The organism is Pseudomonas sp. TH08 (assembly GCF_016651275.1).
Taxonomy (GTDB): domain Bacteria; phylum Pseudomonadota; class Gammaproteobacteria; order Pseudomonadales; family Pseudomonadaceae; genus Aquipseudomonas.
Genome location: NZ_JAEKEE010000002.1, coordinates 615209 through 631885, shown reverse-complemented (window position 1 = coordinate 631885; position 16677 = coordinate 615209). Strand labels below are relative to the sequence as shown.

Annotated in this window: 12 protein-coding genes; 3 read left to right on the top strand and 9 right to left on the bottom strand. The window is 59.4% G+C overall.

Going from position 1 to position 16677, the window contains the following annotated elements:
- Nucleotides 1–62: 62 nt before the first annotated feature.
- Nucleotides 63–992, bottom strand: a complete 930-nt coding sequence (locus JFT91_RS12540) for an AraC family transcriptional regulator (protein WP_201228294.1) — start codon at nt 990–992, stop codon at nt 63–65.
- 368 nt (nt 993–1360) lie between these two features.
- Here JFT91_RS12540 and JFT91_RS12535 point away from each other — a divergent pair, with 368 nt between their 5' ends.
- Complete coding sequence (locus JFT91_RS12535; protein ID WP_201228293.1) at nt 1361–1714, top strand: putative quinol monooxygenase; 354 nt, start codon at nt 1361–1363, stop codon at nt 1712–1714.
- Nucleotides 1715–1758: 44 nt separating this feature from the next.
- Nucleotides 1759–2001 (top strand): hypothetical protein, encoded by a 243-nt coding sequence (locus JFT91_RS12530; protein WP_201228292.1) that lies wholly within the window; start codon nt 1759–1761, stop codon nt 1999–2001.
- Between the two features lie 4 nt (nt 2002–2005).
- On the opposite strand, the gene JFT91_RS12525 is transcribed toward JFT91_RS12530, so the two are convergent.
- Together JFT91_RS12525 and JFT91_RS12520 are read right to left on the bottom strand one after the other, a co-directional pair.
- Nucleotides 2006–2635: a flavin reductase family protein gene (locus JFT91_RS12525; RefSeq protein ID WP_201232540.1), complete on the bottom strand. Its 630-nt coding sequence runs from the start codon at nt 2633–2635 to the stop codon at nt 2006–2008.
- A gap of 260 nt (nt 2636–2895) precedes the next feature.
- Nucleotides 2896–3129: a hypothetical protein gene (locus JFT91_RS12520; RefSeq protein ID WP_201232539.1), complete on the bottom strand. Its 234-nt coding sequence runs from the start codon at nt 3127–3129 to the stop codon at nt 2896–2898.
- 342 nt (nt 3130–3471) lie between these two features.
- Here JFT91_RS12520 and JFT91_RS12515 point away from each other — a divergent pair, with 342 nt between their 5' ends.
- Complete coding sequence (locus JFT91_RS12515) at nt 3472–4227, top strand: COG4705 family protein (RefSeq protein WP_201232538.1); 756 nt, start codon at nt 3472–3474, stop codon at nt 4225–4227.
- A 122-nt stretch (nt 4228–4349) separates the two neighbouring features.
- Here JFT91_RS12515 and JFT91_RS12510 read toward each other — a convergent pair whose 3' ends face one another.
- The 6 genes from JFT91_RS12510 to JFT91_RS12485 all read right to left on the bottom strand — a co-directional run bounded on the left by JFT91_RS12510 (nt 4350) and on the right by JFT91_RS12485 (nt 16410).
- Nucleotides 4350–5669, bottom strand: coding sequence for an MFS transporter (locus JFT91_RS12510; RefSeq protein ID WP_201228289.1), 1320 nt, complete (start codon nt 5667–5669; stop codon nt 4350–4352).
- Nucleotides 5670–5960: 291 nt separating this feature from the next.
- Complete coding sequence (mifR, locus tag JFT91_RS12505) at nt 5961–7292, bottom strand: two-component system response regulator MifR (RefSeq protein WP_201232537.1); 1332 nt, start codon at nt 7290–7292, stop codon at nt 5961–5963.
- Complete coding sequence (gene mifS / locus JFT91_RS12500) at nt 7292–9052, bottom strand: two-component system sensor histidine kinase MifS (RefSeq protein WP_201232536.1); 1761 nt, start codon at nt 9050–9052, stop codon at nt 7292–7294. Before mifS ends, mifR begins: the two co-directional genes overlap by 1 nt.
- 141 nt (nt 9053–9193) lie before the next feature.
- On the bottom strand, nt 9194–9505 hold the full coding sequence (locus JFT91_RS12495) for a hypothetical protein (RefSeq protein ID WP_201232535.1): 312 nt from the start codon (nt 9503–9505) through the stop codon (nt 9194–9196).
- 33 nt (nt 9506–9538) lie between these two features.
- The gene (locus JFT91_RS12490) at nt 9539–11896 is read right to left on the bottom strand and encodes an RHS repeat domain-containing protein (RefSeq protein WP_201232534.1); all 2358 of its coding nucleotides are present in this window, start codon (nt 11894–11896) and stop codon (nt 9539–9541) included.
- Nucleotides 11893–16410, bottom strand: a complete 4518-nt coding sequence (locus JFT91_RS12485) for a SpvB/TcaC N-terminal domain-containing protein (protein WP_201232533.1) — start codon at nt 16408–16410, stop codon at nt 11893–11895. The genes JFT91_RS12490 and JFT91_RS12485 overlap by 4 nt, the downstream gene beginning before the upstream one ends.
- Nucleotides 16411–16677 lie beyond the last annotated feature (267 nt).

The following is a 16677-nucleotide window of genomic DNA, read 5'->3' as shown; positions in this document are numbered from 1 at the left end:
CGTTCCCCTGTAGGAGTGAGCCTGCTCGCGATAGGTCAGTAAGCCTCACTGCAAATTCCGGATCAGACAGACAGCCGCAACCGCGCCAAATCCCTTAACGGCGGCGCCCCAAACAACCGGCTGTACTCGCGGCTGAATTGCGACGGACTTTCATACCCCACCCGATACCCCGCTGCCGACGCTTCCAGCCCTTCGGCGAGCATCAACCGCCGCGCCTCTTGCAGGCGCAACTGCTTCTGATATTGCAACGGACTCATTGCCGTCATCGCCTTGAACCGGTGATGCAGCGTCGACACGCTCAGATTCACTTCTTTGGCCAAATCATCAATACGCAGCGGCTGTTCAAAGTTGCCGTTGAGCCATTTGATCGCTTGGCTGATGCGATGGCTCTGGCTGTTGGCAATCGCAATCTCATACAAACGATGGCCCTGCGGGCTACGCAGCAGACGGTAGAGAATCTCCCGGCGAATCAGCGGCGCGAGCATGGCGATGTCTTTCGGCGCATCGAGCAGGCGCGCCAGACGCAGCACCGCATCGAGCATCGAACTGTCGATCTGCTCGACATACAAACCACGCCCGGTCGGGCGCGTCGGCACGCCCATGGGGCCGGCGTCGGCGATCAGCGCGGTGATTTCTGCCGGGTCGATGTCCAGGCGCACGGCGAGGATCGGATTCTCCGGCGACACGTTAACCACGCGCCCGCTCAGCGGCATCGAAACCGACACCACCAGATAATTCAGCGGATCGTAATTGAAGTACTCATCGGCCAGCCGCACCTCTTTGCGACCTTGCGCCATGATGCACAGCGCCGGTTGCGCGAGCACCGGGGCAAAGTCGTGGGATTGGGTGTGGCGTGACATGTACAGCGAACCGATGGCGGTCGCGTAGCTGCCATCGTCCGTGGTGTTGCGGCGGATGATCGCCGCCAGTTCCGCGCGCTGCTTTTCCATGTCAGCAGTGGGTTCGGCTTGAAAACGATCGAATGACGTCATGCACGGCATCCTCGGCAGGGGAGGTGGAATGGGGCAGAGCATATGTTTGTGCAAGCGCAAGCGGTAGACACATCCTGCGAAATGCTTGCCTGATTCTGCACCGCGCTATTGCTCAACATCGACGCGACGCCCACCTGTAGGAGCTGCCGAAGGCTGCGATCTTTTGATTTTTGTCTTTAAGGTCAAAAGATCGCAGCCTTCGGCAGCGCCAACATGGGATGTGTGTGAAATCAGGTTCAGGCAAGTCTCGCAGGATTGTGCAACGCGGCGGCAGGAATCGACTAACGGCGTCTGGCGCGAGGCCCTTAACCTTGGATCCTGTCGCAGCCTCCACCCGGCTGCCACGCGACTCCCTGGGAGGGTTGAACATGTCCAAGCAGATTCCCGTCAGTCATATGGCCTTCGTCCGAGCGCGCGCCGGGCGTTCGGCGGAACTCGGTGTGCGCCTGAGCGCATTGATCGATCCGTCTCGCGCCGCCCCCGGTTGCCTGAGTTTTGCCTTGCAGCATTCGCAGTGTGATCCCGAGTTGTGGCTGGTCTCCGGGTTCTGGAGCAGTCAGCAGATGATGACCAACTACTTCAACAGCCCGTCGATGGAAATTTTCGCCGAGCTGGTGCAGGAACTGGTGGTCAACAGCCTCGACTTCCACACCTTCAAGGACGTGTCGGCTGCGCAAGCCCTCGGTCAATGCCCGGCGCCGGTACACAAACTCGCCGGTTGAGGGTTTAATGTCCGGCTTAATTTGTCTGAGCCGGGATCTGTGACATGGCACGTAAAGAGTTCGAACACTTCGAAGCAGTCTCCGCAGTCGTCCCCGTCGAGTTGGGCGGCAACAAGGGTTATCACGCGGCAATCGCGGTCAAGGCCCTGGTCGATGGCGGTGCACCACGCTTTCACAAACTGCTGAATGATCAGATCTTCCCCGGCGCCATCGCCGCCGATGAAGCTGCCACCCAAGAGCTGGACCGTTTGCAGGGCGTCACTGCTGACGCCGAGTTGATCTGGTAACGCCTTACTTGTTTGCGCCCGGACGCCACATCTTGAACAGGGCCTCGGGCCCCAGCTGGAAATAGTCCGCCGGCCCGCCGCCGCGCAGAATCGGTTCTGCCGCGGCGGTGTCGTAGATGCCGTCCTTCAACAGCCATTTGGCGATATGCACGGCGACCACTTCACCGAGGATCAACCAGCTCGGCACGGTTTCGCCATCGGCGCGCTGCAACTGAATGATCTGCGTGACCTTGCATTCAAAGGACACCGGGCTTTCGGCGACCCGTGGCACCGAAATCACTTTTGACGCGACGGTCGTCAATCCCGCCAATTCAAATTCGTTGACCTCAGGCGCGACCATCGCGCAGCTCTGGTTCATCTGCTCGGCCAATGGGCGAGTGGCGAGGTTCCAGGCGAATTCGCCGGTCTGCTCGATGTTGTTCAGGCTGTCTTTGCGCCCGACGCTGGAAAAACCAATGATCGGCGGAATGTAGTTGAAGGCGTTGAAGAAGCTGTACGGCGCCAGATTGAGCTGACCATTGGCATCCTGCGAAGAGATCCAGCCAATAGGGCGCGGGCCGACGATGGCGTTGAACGGATCGTGGGGCAGGCCGTGGCCATTGGCGGGTTCGTAGAAGTGGATGTCATCGGGCATGGCGGGTGAATTCCTGAGACTGCGTTTCGGATCAGCCATAGTGCAAGGACGCCCCGCATATTTCCAGCCAGACGAAGATCCCTGTGTAGGAGTGAGCCTGCTCGCGATAGCGTCATACCAGCCGACGCATTGGGTGACTGATACACCGCGATCGCGAGCAGGCTCACTCCTACAGGGGTTTGTGTTGATTTGAGAGGATTGTGATCCCGCAGAAATGACTAAGCCCGGCCAAGGCCGGGCTGTGGAAGGAATGCTGATGCTTAGCTGATGGCTGCGGCAGTACCGGTTTTATCGAAACCATCGGCAGCGACGGCTTTGCCAATGCTGGTTTTATCGAAACCGTCTGCGGCATAGGTGCCGGTGTGGCTGGTTTCAATGGCGGCGCTGGCACCGTTGATGAAGTCAGCGGATTTGGTTTTGTCCGAGCCATCGGCAGCAAAGGTGTTGGCAGCCAGTACCGACAGGGCGAGAGCGAGGATCAGTTTGGTTTTCATGTTCGTGACTCCAGATTTGTTGGCGGGTGTGTCTTGCATGGGTTTCATGCTACGCCAACTAAATTGATTGAAAAGCGCAAAATAATGCTAAAAACAATCGATTAACTTGATATTAAGGGCGGCGTATTTAATTCGCTTTCGTCGTTGGAGCGAACGTCGCGCAGGTCATCGATCAGGTAGGTGCAGGATGCAGCGCGAGCATTAATTCGCGATTAATCGCGGTTTCGCCGCGTGTGACAGATTTTTCATGCTTTGCCGACCGCTTTTTCACCGCCGCAACGCCAGTCTGCCCTCGGCCAGAAAACCAACAACCGGCCGTCACACACTGGAGCGTTACCTGCGATGAATAAACTTCCTCAAATCACCCTGGCCTTCTGGGTCATGAAAATCTGCGCGACGACTCTCGGGGAAACCGCGGGGGATTTGTTGTCGATGACGCTCAATGTCGGTTACGCGATCAGTTCGCTGATTCTGATCAGCGTGTTCGTGCTGACGCTGATCACGCAATTGATGGCCAAGACTTACAAGCCGCTGCTTTACTGGATCGTGATCCTCTCGACCAGCACCGCCGGCACCACCATGTCGGACTTCATGGATCGCACCCTTGGCCTGGGTTACGCCACCGGTTCGATGATTCTCATCGCCATTCTGCTGGCGATCTTCGCCGCGTGGCGCCTGAGTGGCGATTCGCTGAATGTCAGCAAGGTGCAGAGCTTTCGTGGGGAGATGTTCTATTGGATGGCGATTCTGTTTTCCAACACCCTCGGCACGGCGCTGGGTGATTATCTGGCCGATGATTCAGGGCTGGGTTTTGCCGGTGGCGCGCTGCTGATTGGCTCGACCATCGCGGTGGTCGTGCTGCTCAAATACTTCACGAAGATTTCGACGGTGCTGTTGTTCTGGCTGGCGTTCGTGCTGACCCGGCCGTTTGGCGCGACCCTGGGCGACCTGATGACCAAGCCCCATGAGAAGGGCGGGCTGGACTTTGGCACCATTGGATCTTCAGCGGTGCTGGCGGGGATTCTGCTGGTGATGATCGTTGGCGCTTCGTATGCGCAGAAGCGCTATGGCAAGCAGCAAGCTGTTGAAATGAGCTGATACCGAGTTGCCCTCATCGCGAGCAGGCTCACTCCTACCTTGGAATGCGTTCCCCTGTAGGAGCCGAGCTTGCTCGCGAAGAGGCCCTCACAGCCACCGTTGCAGTGGCTGTGAAAACCCGATCAGTCAGTCACGATGCGCGAATGCTTCTGGGTGTCCTTCATGGTCACATAAACCAACAGCGACACCGCGATGCACGCCGTGACATACCAGTAGTAACCGGTTTCCATGCCGATGCTCTTGAACCACAGCGCGATGTATTCGGCAGTACCGCCGAAGATCGACACGGTCAGCGCGTACGGCAGGCCAACGCCCAGTGCGCGGATTTCGGTCGGGAACAGTTCAGCCTTCACCACGGCATTGATCGAGGTGTAACCGCTGACGATGATCAGCGCCGCCATGATCAGGAAGAACGCACCCCACCAGGTCTGAATGGTGTGCAGGGTCATCAGGATCGGCACGGTGAAAATCGTCCCCAGCACGCCGAAGGCGATCAGGATCGGGCGACGACCGATCTTGTCCGACAGGCCACCGATGATCGGTTGCAGGCACATGAACAGGAACAGCGTGGCAGCGGAAATGGTGGTCGAGTCGGAGATGCTCATGCCGACGGTGTTCACCAGATACTTCTGCATGTACGTGGTGTAGGTATAGAACGCCAGGGTGCCACCCATGGTCAGGCCGACCACGGTCAGCAACTCTTTCGGGTGACGCAGCAAGGTGCGCATCGCGCTTTCCTTGGACTTCTCTTTCTTGGTGAACGACTCGGTTTCTTCCATGCCGCGACGCAGATACAGCGCCACGACTGCGCACAGCGCGCCGATGGCAAACGGAATACGCCAGCCCCACGCGTACAGCTCTTCGGTGGTGAGGAAGTTCTGCAGCACGATCAGCACGCCCAGCGCGATGAGCTGGCCGGAGATCAATGTCACGTACTGGAAGCTGGAGAAGAAGCCGCGACGCTCTTTGGTCGCCATCTCCGAAAGATAGGTTGCCGAGGTGCCGTATTCGCCGCCGACCGACAGGCCTTGCAGCAGTCGCGCAAACACCAACAGGACTGGCGCGCCGACACCGATGGTTTCGTAACCAGGGCTCAGCGCGATGATCAGCGAGCCGAAGCACATCAGGTAAACCGAGGCCATCAGGGCTTTCTTGCGGCCGACCTTGTCAGCGTACAAGCCCATCAGCCAGCCGCCGATCGGACGCATCAGGAAACCTACGGCGAAAATCGCAGCGGTGTTCAGCAGTTGGGCGGTGGTGTCGCCTTTAGGGAAAAAGGCTTTGGCGAAGTACAGCGAGAAGGCGGCATAAACGTACCAGTCGTACCACTCGACCATGTTGCCGACGGAGCCGCTGAAGATCGATTTGATTCGGTTGGCGGTGGTTCTTTCTTTGGCGGGCACGGCAGCCGACCCAAGGGGCAGGGCGTTGGAGTTATCCATTGAAGGATCCTTCGTTTAATTGTTTTTGTGGAGCGCGTAGAAACGCAGCCTGTGGGGGCTATAGCAGGAGCTGTGCCAACGAGGAGAAGGCCGGTTTAGAGGGGGTGAGGGAGTTTGTTGAGCGGAAATCCGCTTATGGGATACTACTGGTGAGCGGAAATTTGCTTATGCATCTGAGCATTTGCGGGGATCTGCTGACGTCTTCGGAGCAGGCTCCCTCCCACAGGGAAATGCATTTCCAAAGTGGGAGCGAGCCTGCTCGCGAAGAGGCCGGATAACGCGCTGAAAAACTCAGCTGCCTGAAACAAACATCTCCCGACTCAACCCATGCCGCTGCATCTTTTCATTAAAGGTCCGGCGCGGCAGTTGCAGTTCTTCAAGCACCGCTTTCACATCGCCCTTGTGCCGTGTCAGCGCCGCGCGCAAGCACTGCGCTTCAAATGCCTCCTGCTGCGCCGCGAGCGACTGGCCGGGATCAATCCCTGGTGCCGGCTCATCCAGCCCCAGCACCTGACGTTCGGCGACGTTGGCCAGTTCACGCACGTTGCCCGGCCAGTCATGGCTGAGCAGATGACTCAACTGCGCGCCCGTTAGCGGCGGGAAAGTCCGGCCGAGGCGCTGCGCCGCACTCTGGGCAAAGTTCTCGAACAGCAACGGAATGTCTTCACGCCGCTCCCGCAGCGGCGGCAAACGCAGTTCGGCGACGTTCAGTCGATACGCCAGATCCTCACGAAAGCGTCCGGCGCGGGCTTCATCGAGCAGATCAGGTTTGGTCGCCGCCACAATGCGCAAGTCGACACGAATACTCTGGTTCGAGCCTAAGCGTTCAAGCTTCTGCTCCTGTAACACCCGCAGCAGTTTCACCTGTTGAGCCAACGGCATGCTTTCGATTTCATCGAGAAACAGCGTGCCGCCATCGGCGTATTCCAGCTTGCCGATCCGTTTGCCGGAGGCGCCGGTAAAGGCGCCACTCTCATGTCCGAACAACTCGGCCTCGAACAATTGCTCAGGGATCGCCGCACAGTTCAGCGCCACAAAGGGCTTGTCCGCCCGTGGACCGAAATCATGCAGACAACGGGCAACCAGTTCCTTTCCGCTGCCGGTCTCGCCACGGATCAGCACATTGACCGGCAGCCCCGCCAGATCCAGCACCTGCCGACGCAGCGTCTGCAAGCCACGGGAAACCCCCAGCAGCGTCGTGTCGAGTTTGGCGCGGTTGTCGGCCTGCTCGTGCAGGGCACGGTTTTCCAGGACCAGGCGGCGTTTGTCGAGGGCCCGGCGCAAGCTGCCCAGCAGGGTTTGCGGGCTGAACGGTTTTTCCAGAAAGTCGTAGGCGCCATCACGCATCGCTTCGACCGCCATCGGCACATCGCCGTGGCCAGTGAGCAGAATCACCGGCAGATCGGCGTCGCGCTTGTGCACTTCAGCCAACAACGCCAGCCCGCCGATACCGGGCATGCGCACGTCGCTGAGGATCACCCCGGCATAGTGCGCGGGCAGGGCGGCGAGGCATTCTTCAGCGCGGCTGAACAACTGCACCTCGAACCCCGACAGGCTCAGCCACTGCTCTACCGCGTTGCGAATGCTGCTTTCGTCATCGACCACCATCACCGAATTGAGCATCAGATATGCGCCTCCAGATCGATCGGCAAGGTCAGGCTGAACACCGCGCCACTGTCGCCATTCTCTGCGCTTAAGCGCCCGCCGGATTCATGCACGATAGCGAAGGATACCGCCAGCCCAAGACCCAGGCCGTCGCCTACCGGTTTGGTGGTGAAGAATGGATCAAACACCTGGTTCAGATGTTCTTCGGCGATGCCGCCGCCATTGTCGCTGACGCTCAGTCGCCATAGTTGCTCGTCGGCCTCCAGACGTATTTCCAGACGTTTGCACGGCTTGCCCTGCAAGGCGTCGAGGGCGTTGCGCAGCAGATTGATCAGCACCTGTTCGAGGCGAATCGCGTCCCCGCGCACCCACGCCGGACGCGTCAGGTGCAGCACCAGGCTGACTTGTTCATCGCGCATCCGCGCGTCGAGCAGTTGCAGGGATTGATCGACCACCGTCGCCAGATCCAGACGCTCGCGCAATCCGCTGGGGCTCTTGCGCGCGAAGGTCTTCAGATGGCCGGTGAGCGCGGCCATGCGCGTGAGCATGTCATCCACCGGTTTCAGCGCTTTATAAGCGTCATCGACACGGCCATGGTCGAGCAGCAAACGCAGGGTTGCCAGTTGCATGCGCTGCGCGGTCAGCGGTTGATTGATCTCGTGGGCCAGCGCCGCGGACATTTGCCCCAGCGCCGCCAGTTTGGCCGATTGCACCAGACCGTCCTGCGCCGTGCGCAAATCGCGGGTGCGTTCTTCGACCAGTTGCTCCAGCTCTTCACGGCTGCGCTGGCGCAGCTTCGCCAGACGCCAGCGCTGGTTGAGGAACAGCAACAGAAACACCAGCGCCAGCCACACGCCGGCAGCGGCGAGCCCGGCGTTGCGTAAATCTTCGAAGGCCACCTGCGGATGCCGCAGCAGATGCAACGTCCAGCCTTCGGCGGTCAGCGGCAATGATTCCCACAGGTAATCCGCCGTGCCTTCAGGGCCTTCGACGCGACGCAGATCGCTGTTGTCATCGAAGCGGCGCAACGACAGATGCGTCAAAGGGGCCAACGCTTGTTTGTCGTACTGCCGCGTGGCTTTGATGTCGGCATGATCGGCGGCGCTCAACGGGCGCAGCAGGCGATAGCGCCAACCGGGCTGATTGGCGATAAAGATAATGCCGCGCGCATCGCTGACCAGCAGGGTGTCGCTGCCCTGGCTCCACTCACGTTCCAGCTCGGGGAATTCCAGCTTGACCACCATCGCCCCGAGGAACTCGTCGTTATCGCCAAGTACCGCGCTGGAGAGAAAATAACCGGGAATCCCGCTGGTCACGCCGACGGCATAAAAACGCCCGCTGCCTTGGGTGCGGGTCTGGCTGAAATAGGGGCGGAAGCCATAGTTGTGGCCGACGTAACTGCTCGGCAAACGCCAGTTGCTCGCCGCCACGGCCAGGCCGGTGTGATCGAGCAGTTCAAGGGTCGAGGACTGCGCCGCGCCGTTGATCTTTTCCAGTTTCAGATTGAGTGCCGCTTGCTGCTCTGCATCGACCGGGCCGGCCAACGCTGCTCGCAATTGCGGGTCCAGCGCGAGTACGGCGGGGAGGGCGCGGTAGCGATCAATCAGGGTGTGCAGCGAGTTGGCATACAACGCCAGTTGCTGGTTGGCGCGAGCCGCGTCCTCGACCATCGCCTGACGCTCGGCGTGGCGGATGGCAAGCGTGGCGGCAAGGGCCGCACCGGCGATGATCAGCAGGATGAAGGTCAACAGTCTTAAAGTGCGGACAGATGCATGCATGCTAGGCAACAGGCGAGCAGTAAGGGGCTGGCACGATAGCACGCCATCATCGCTGGCTTGCGTCTCGGAAAAAATTAGCGCTTTGAGTGCCCGTACTTTTTCTCCACGGCTGTTGCCCTGCTTCTGACGTCGGGCACCCTCTTAACTGATACTCGCCTGACCTTTATGCACTTTGTAATTGGCAATTCTGCCTCGGGCCTTGTGAATAATGTTTCGGAAATCACTCCAGTCCTGGGTAATGCTTTGTGCGGTGATCTGCTTTTCCTTGCTGCGTAACCCTGCAGGTTTGTATATGACTATGTTTTCCTCATCATAGATGTCCATTACTGCTTGAAAGTCCTTCTCTGCGTCTTTTTCCAATGTCACCAATGCGTCGTCCAAAGCTTTAAGTTTCATTGGGCTCAGACCTTCTTCACCATCCTGGGCTTCATCGGCAATAAATTTAAGCTCCATCAGTTCAGCCGTGCCGAAGTCGATCAGTTTGGATCAGGCTTTCTTTACTGCCATTTTTAAAAATGTTTTTTGACCTTCACTGGATCGCGGGTTGTACTCCGTGACTTTATTGGACGCGTAATCAACAGAGAGCATTTCGACATTTTTTTCCTTGGCTTTCTGCCAGGAGATGTTTTTTGCCTTGGGTGTAATGGATGTCTCCATGCCTGTCTTTTTAGCAAGGCGCTTCATGCCTTCGGAGGCGGCTTCTTTGGCGGCGAACGCTCCAGCGGCGCCGAAGCCAACTGTGCCTGGACCTGGGAGAACAATAGTCCCTGCCAACATCCCGACGGCTGCTCCGACGGCACCGGCACCTGCTTTCACAGCGCCAGTCACTACGGTGGATACAGTGCTTTTGATTATCTGTTCATGCCTGTCCTCCGGATAAAACAGATGGGCGAGCAGTTGGTCTTCCCTGTCGACTATTTTGTAGCCCGCTTTAATATTTTTCCTCAGTGCTTCAATTTCCTTGCGCTGTTCTGCTTCGGTTTTTTCAAAGCCTGACTCGTCGATGTAGCGCAGCGGATTGTTGCCAACGAATCCATACAAATTGGGCCCATCGACATCACCCGCCGGATCGGCAGTGATCCAGCGCTGTAACCACGGTGCGTAGTAGCGGGCGCCGTAGTAATACAAACCGCTGACGTCCATTTCCTTGCCCGAATAACGCACGAACTTATAGCTGACCTCGATCGCCGAACGGGCAGCCATCCACGCCGTGGCACCGAACGGGTAGTAGCCTTCTTCGCTGATCGTTTGCGCGTTGTGATCCAGTTCCATCGTGCAGGATCCCAAGTGATCTTCGAGGCTGTAGCGCAGTTGATTGTTGTCGATGTCGGCGGGGGGCTTTTGCGCCCAGTGCAGGCAGCGTGCATTGCCGACGCTGATGACGTGCAGTTCTTCGCCATTGTCCTTGTTGCGGATTTCCAGACCCGGCAGGTAGCGCACCTGAGTAAAATGTCCGGCACTGTCGCTGAAGGTTTCATGGCGTTTGAACACCCGCTGACCCTGGCTGTATTGATAATACTCAGCATCATCCTGACCCCCTTCGCGGTGGATCAGGGTGACGCTTTGCAGTTCGTCGCGGGCGTTCCATTGCAGGGGCTGGCCGGGTTGTACGGCCAGCAGGTTGCCGTGGCGGTCGAACAATGTGTCGAAGACAGGTTCGGGGTCGCCCGGTTGCCAGCGCACGCCACGGTTGCTGGTCGGGGCAATGCGCATCTGGCGCGTGTAGCCGGCACCGGCTCGCTCATGGACCAGTTCAGTCAGGTTGCCTCCCGTATCGTAGGTGTAGATCTGGGTGTAGTTGAGGCGGTTTTTCGGATCGATAGGCTGCGGCAGCCCGGGAATGTCCGAGAGCGGGCCGTCGTCGTAACCACTGGCGCTGATCAGCCGGTACAGCGAGTCGTAGCTGAAATCGCGGTGGCCGTCGACGAGCTGGTTGGCAAACCAGCTCGGTGCAAAGGCGTGGTCGTCGATTCGGGTAATGTTGCCGACCGGGTCGTAAAAGTATTCGAAATCTTGCAGGGCCTTGGCGTCTTTGCGGCTGGACTGGTTGCGCAAGCGACCATTGGCCGGATCGTAAGTCCAGCGGCTGCGCACCCCATTGCCCGCCAGTTGTTCGATGATCTGCCCGGCGGCGTTGTACTGCGCGTCGAGCAATACTGCTTCCTCCTCTGTCTGGCCTTTGACCAGCAGTAGCAACTGCCTGAGCTGCCCGGCCTGACCGTAATTCGATTGCTGGCGATGGTCGCCGGCATCGATCTGTTCCAGCACCGCCCCCAACGGATTGAAAACGCGCTGACTGGTGAAGGCTTCGCCATCGAGAAATGTGCGGGTTTCACTCAACGGTTGGCCGGTCAGGGCATAGCTGTTCACGCGTAACGCGCCGGACGGATCCTTCTGTTCCAGCATTTGGCCGCGAAGATTGAGTCCGGCATCGGCGCTGGCATCGGCGTAAATGAACGTGTCGACATCGGTTGCATCACGGCCCTCGACCGCCACTATTCGCAACTGATCATCGAAGGTCGAACGCCAATGACCGCCGCGTTCGTCCCAGCGGTGCAGCGGCTCAGCGGCCAGCCCCGGCAGGCTGAGGCGCCAGCCGGCGTCGACACTGGCGACGCTCAGTGCTTCGCCGGCCAGCCCGTGAACCGTCGAGATACTGGAAACCGGCAAGCGCGGATCCCATTGCGCCACCAACCGTCCATGTACATCGTGCGTCTGACGGCTTATCAGCGCCGTCGCCTCTTTGCCCGCGACACTGCGCAAATAGGCGACCTGACGAATCGGCAGGCCACGGCCATCACTCACTGCGAGTGCGGGTGTGCGCGCATGTACGGTGGCGGTCATCGCCGTGAGGTCCGTTCTGGCGGCACCGGCTCAGCGGTGTCGTTGAAGTCCTCACTGGCGTGATACCACGGATGATAGGTTTCGCGGGAGAAGTCGCCCTGGGCGTTGACCCGTTTGACCGCACGCCCCAGCGGGTCATAGAACAACTGATCGAAATACCCCAGATCGTGCAGCGACCGGTCGTTGATGTAACCGTGGGCATTGGCAAAAAACGGCCGGAACTGTCGCACCGCCAAGCCTTTGTTGTTGTATTCGACCCGCTCGCTGATACGCCAGCGTGGATCGGCATGAACCTCAACGAACTGGCCGTCTTCAACGATCAGCGAGCCGTCGGCGTCCACCGCATAGGCCAGGCCCGGATCAACCAATTGCTGGGTTTGCAGCGGCCGACCAAAGCCGTCGACGCAGGCCTTGGTGATGTGGATCTGTGCCTTCACGGGGTCATCGGGGTAGCGGTCGGCGCTGAGGACGACGCTGTGCACCGGCATGCGGCGGGTTGTTGCGAGCGCTTCGCGCAAGTTCTGTTCTGCCGCCGGCAGACTGCCGCTTCGCGCGAGTCGCCGGCGCGCGCTGGCACGAACATGGCCGCTGGGCAGCATGTAACCGTTGGCGATCCATTCGCCGCTGGCGCGGTTGTCGGGCGCAATTTTCCCCATCCAGCTGAACAGGTCCTTGCGCACGGTGCTGGCGGCTTTTTGCAACGCCTCTTGCGGATTTGCGATCGCCGTCTCCGGGCGATGATCCTCGGGGCGGCGGTACTCGCTCAACGATTTGAAACCGGCAGTCATACCGTTTTCGGTACCGTGGAAACTGGTGGCCAGCGGCTGACCGGAGGGTTCGTAAATCGCCTCCTCGATATTCTCGTTGGCGTCGATGATGCGCACGGGTTGCAGCGCGTGGTAGTCGTAGGCGACCTGGGTGGTGCAGCCATCCGGCAACTCGACGCGGGTGATCGCCAGCCGATAGTCGTCGTGCTCGGCTTTGGTGACGCCATGGCTCGGGGTTTCCTGGTAGCTGTGTACCTGATAAAACCCTTTGAGGTCGGCGTACCCGGCGTAGCCGAATGTCGATGACCACAGATTTTCTTCGGCATCGTCCGGCTCGGTTTCAAACAGCAACGGCATGGCCGTATAACCGATCTTTTTCAGTTCGGCCCGGATATCGAACGGTGGCGGCAGCACGTTGTAGGCATCCAGTGCGGTCTTGTCCATCTGCGCCAGTTCCAGCGGCCCGGCCAGTGCTTCGAACTCGGCGACACCGTCGTCCAGCGGCGAGCCATCCGCCTGTAGATAACGCTGCACCGACTGTGTTGTCAGAACCCGTTGCGTGTTCCAGTACGGCGAATCCTGATGCAACACCAGTTGTTCGAAACACACCTCACTTGCCGACAGTCCCTCTGGCAATGGGCCTTTCGGCAAGACCAGCGCGTTGCCACGCTGCTGCCACGGCAGGCCCAGCCGCCACTGTTGGCGATTGCTGTAGAGGTTGATGTATTTCGCGCGGGTTTCGCTGATGTAGAAAGATTGCTGCGCCTCGTCATGGGCGTCGCGCCACCACTGTTGTTCATCGGGATCGCTGAACGGCGGGGTATCCGAGTCGACTAGCCTGCGGGGGTAGCTCACAGCCAACGCATGGGTCGACAGGCCGTAGTCGTTCCAGCGCAGATTGACCTCGTGACGGCACAGCGGATCGTCGATGAACCGGTCGTACTGATAGCTGATGGTTTCCAGTACCAGCGGCAGCAACACGGCGGCCTCGTATGGCCCTTTGGGCCGGACTTCGCGCACCAGATAACGCCGCTCTTGCACCGCATAAGGTGTAGCAATGTCCGCTTGATCCATATCCGCATCGGCATAGGTTTCGATGCGGCTGACCGAGCCGACCAGCGCTCGGGCTATCTGGTATTGGCTGTCGGCATCGTGTGGGGCGATCGGCTCATCGATTTCGTCACCGGCGTGGTAACAGCTGAACAGTGTGTTGCCCAGTGCGACGGCGTGCGCGTCCTCACTGAAATAGCCATCACGCGGCCGATCCATCGCTTGCCCGGTATGAAACCAGGTGTGGACCCGCACCGGTTGGCTGAAGCCGACGTCATCATCGCCGGTGGCGCTTTCGCTGTCGGTTTGCTGCAACAGGCCAAAACCACGGAACTCGCGTTCCCGGCCGTCGTAAACCCCCTCGCGCCAGGTGAAGGTCTGAGTCAGGCAGTTGCCGGTGATTTCATCCAGTTGCTGTTGTTTTTTGACCACGGCCACCGCGAACGGCAAATGCGAAACCGGCAGGCGTTTGAGCTTGAGTATTTGCTGTTTTTCGTCCAGCCATTCCTGCGCGGAACTGCGATAGATCACGCTGGCGCTGCAACCCATGTTGTTGTTGCTGGAAGTCAGTAGCCAAGGTTTGGCGGCGACGAAATCGTAGCGCCAGTGCTGCGGTTTGATGTACGGCACGGTCAGGATCAGGCTGGCGCAACCGAGGCCTTGCAGGTCGGCAAAACTCACCTGGCTGAAACGGTCGTAGCGCACGCCTTCGGGCCACGGCACGCTGATCGGCGTTTGCACCAGGCCATTACCGCCACGGTTGAGATAAATGTCGAACGCGTCGGATTTCAGATAGATCAGCGCCGGCGCGCCGGAACCGTCGAGGTCGGCGATGCGCACCCGCGACGAATCGAACTGTTCATAGGTGAAGGGCAGGTCGCTGATCTTGTGACCTTTGCCGAACCGGCCGTGGCCCAAGTTCGGCCAGCAGGTGATGTGGTCATGGCGGATGCGGCACAGTTCGGGCATGTCGCTGCCCAACAGATTACCGAGCAGCACCAGTTCGCTGGGCGAATTGCTGAACAGTGGCAGGCGATCTTCGGCAGGGGCATGCGGTACGTCTTCTGCCGCGGCGAAACCGTGTTCACGTCGGTTAGCGTACAAACGCACCGAGTTCGGCCCGATCAAGGCGATTGAACTGAGCCCGTCGCCGCTGAAGTCACCGAGTTGTGACAGCGTGTGGAAAAACTCCAGCGGGAAGGCGTGGAAGGGTGTGAAGTCGCCGAACTCACGCAACGCATTCAGGCTGCGCAAACCACTGGCGCCCGGTTGCGCGGTGACCCAGTCGAGGCGTCCGTCACCGGTAAGGTCAGTGAGCAGTTGCTGCACCGCTCGGCTGCGATTGGCTACGGGAATCTGCTCCAGCGCTGTCCAGGGGCCGTAACCGATTTCATCGCCTCCCGCCGTTGCGCGCAGCGGTTGACGGTAATACCAGCTTTGGTCGTAACGGCAGAGAAACCCCGGCACGCCTTCGCCGTAGAGGTCGACGCACTGATAGAAACCGCCATCTTCGATGCCTGGCTGATGTTCCGATTCAAGCAGGCGCTGCGGGGTTTTGTTGATCTCGAAGGCCGAGTAGGCGAACTCCACCGGCGGCGAATCCTCGACGCTGCCGCTGGCATCGAAGGCCTGATAAAACGCGGCGCTGATCTGGCTGAACGACCAGGTGGGTGTGGCCTCGGTATATTCCAGCAACAGGCGTCGGGCCAGCACCGGTTTGCCGCGCAGGCTGACGGGGAAGTGATGAAACATCAGCACTTGTCGACAGAGTCGACGGGTGCCGATTTCGAAGCCTTGGCCGTAGGTGGAAAAGGGATCCCGACGCACGGGCCAAGGCAGCAACGTGTCGCCGCCATACACCGGGACTTCGGTCAACGATAAGGTGCGTTCGCCATAGTCGAACAACAACTGAAAATGCCAATCCAGCTCGGTCGGGTTTTCCACCGTCCAGGCGTAGAGGTCTTTGCTCGCGGTGAAGTTGCCGTAGCACACCCGCTCCAGATAGCGCTGGGCGCGGTAATCATTGATCGGGTCAGGATCCTGATCGTCGGCTTTGTAGAGGTAACAGATGTGTTCGCCGCGGGCGTTCATGCTTTCGCAAAGCAGCCAGGCGCTGATCCTGGCTTGATCATCCGGATCGGCGCGACGTGAGTCAGGCGTCTTGCCATACAGATGCAGCGAACCGTCGGCGCCGTGGATCAGCCAGAAGGGCGGTTGATCGTCCGTTGGCTGCCAGAGCTCGCGCAGGGAAAAATCGCTTTCGACCCGTGGCCAATAACGCACCACCCGGTGGGGACCGATGTTGGTGTCGTCGTCACCTTCGCCTTCGCCTTTGCCGTAATGGGTTTCGACACGCGACTTGATCGAGCCGTCGGCTGCAAGCTCGGGCATCCACACCCCGCCATCGTGGCCGATGATCTCGTCGTGATCGGTGTAACGCGGCACGCCCTTGTTGGTGCGCCGGCTGATCTGACTCACCCCCAGATCCCAACCAAGCCCGAACGGCCCGTTGCCGGTCTGGCTGCTGTAGGTCAGCGACAGCTGTGGGTCAAAGCCTCGCCCCGGCGATGTTGGCAAGGGCAGCTCGAATGAGGCTGCGCCTGTCGGGCCGGCCGCCCCCCAGCTCGTGCCGATCGTGGCAATCGATGAGCTTTTGGCGATAGCGGGTGTACTGATGCTGAGGTCTTGGTCGGCCATGAGTCATTCCATTGCGCACATGCGTGTGGACTGACGCTAGCAAGAATATGTGTGGTCGTAACCTGTCAGATCTGACAGGTGCGCAAGACCATTTTGTATGCTTTGTCGTTGTTTTTATCGTCAAATGGCTGATGCCAAATGTAGGGGCTGCCGAAGGCTGCGATCTTTTGATTATGTTTTTAAGATCAGAATCAAAAGATCGCAGCCTTCGGCAGCTCCTACACGGGATGGCAGGGATAAAAAAGGCCGGCTCGTCGGGTGACGGCC

What these genes read in the sequence shown, in the direction of transcription:
- JFT91_RS12540 (WP_201228294.1), bottom strand. Translation starts at nt 992, where the DNA reads ATGACGTCATTCGATCGTTTTCAAGCCGAACCCACTGCTGACATGGAA.
- JFT91_RS12535 (WP_201228293.1), top strand. Translation starts at nt 1,361, where the DNA reads ATGTCCAAGCAGATTCCCGTCAGTCATATGGCCTTCGTCCGAGCGCGC.
- JFT91_RS12530 (WP_201228292.1), top strand. Translation starts at nt 1,759, where the DNA reads ATGGCACGTAAAGAGTTCGAACACTTCGAAGCAGTCTCCGCAGTCGTC.
- JFT91_RS12525 (WP_201232540.1), bottom strand. Translation starts at nt 2,635, where the DNA reads ATGCCCGATGACATCCACTTCTACGAACCCGCCAATGGCCACGGCCTG.
- JFT91_RS12520 (WP_201232539.1), bottom strand. Translation starts at nt 3,129, where the DNA reads ATGAAAACCAAACTGATCCTCGCTCTCGCCCTGTCGGTACTGGCTGCC.
- JFT91_RS12515 (WP_201232538.1), top strand. Translation starts at nt 3,472, where the DNA reads ATGAATAAACTTCCTCAAATCACCCTGGCCTTCTGGGTCATGAAAATC.
- JFT91_RS12510 (WP_201228289.1), bottom strand. Translation starts at nt 5,669, where the DNA reads ATGGATAACTCCAACGCCCTGCCCCTTGGGTCGGCTGCCGTGCCCGCC.
- mifR (WP_201232537.1), bottom strand. Translation starts at nt 7,292, where the DNA reads ATGCTCAATTCGGTGATGGTGGTCGATGACGAAAGCAGCATTCGCAAC.
- mifS (WP_201232536.1), bottom strand. Translation starts at nt 9,052, where the DNA reads ATGCATGCATCTGTCCGCACTTTAAGACTGTTGACCTTCATCCTGCTG.
- JFT91_RS12495 (WP_201232535.1), bottom strand. Translation starts at nt 9,505, where the DNA reads ATGGAGCTTAAATTTATTGCCGATGAAGCCCAGGATGGTGAAGAAGGT.
- JFT91_RS12490 (WP_201232534.1), bottom strand. Translation starts at nt 11,896, where the DNA reads ATGACCGCCACCGTACATGCGCGCACACCCGCACTCGCAGTGAGTGAT.
- JFT91_RS12485 (WP_201232533.1), bottom strand. Translation starts at nt 16,410, where the DNA reads ATGGCCGACCAAGACCTCAGCATCAGTACACCCGCTATCGCCAAAAGC.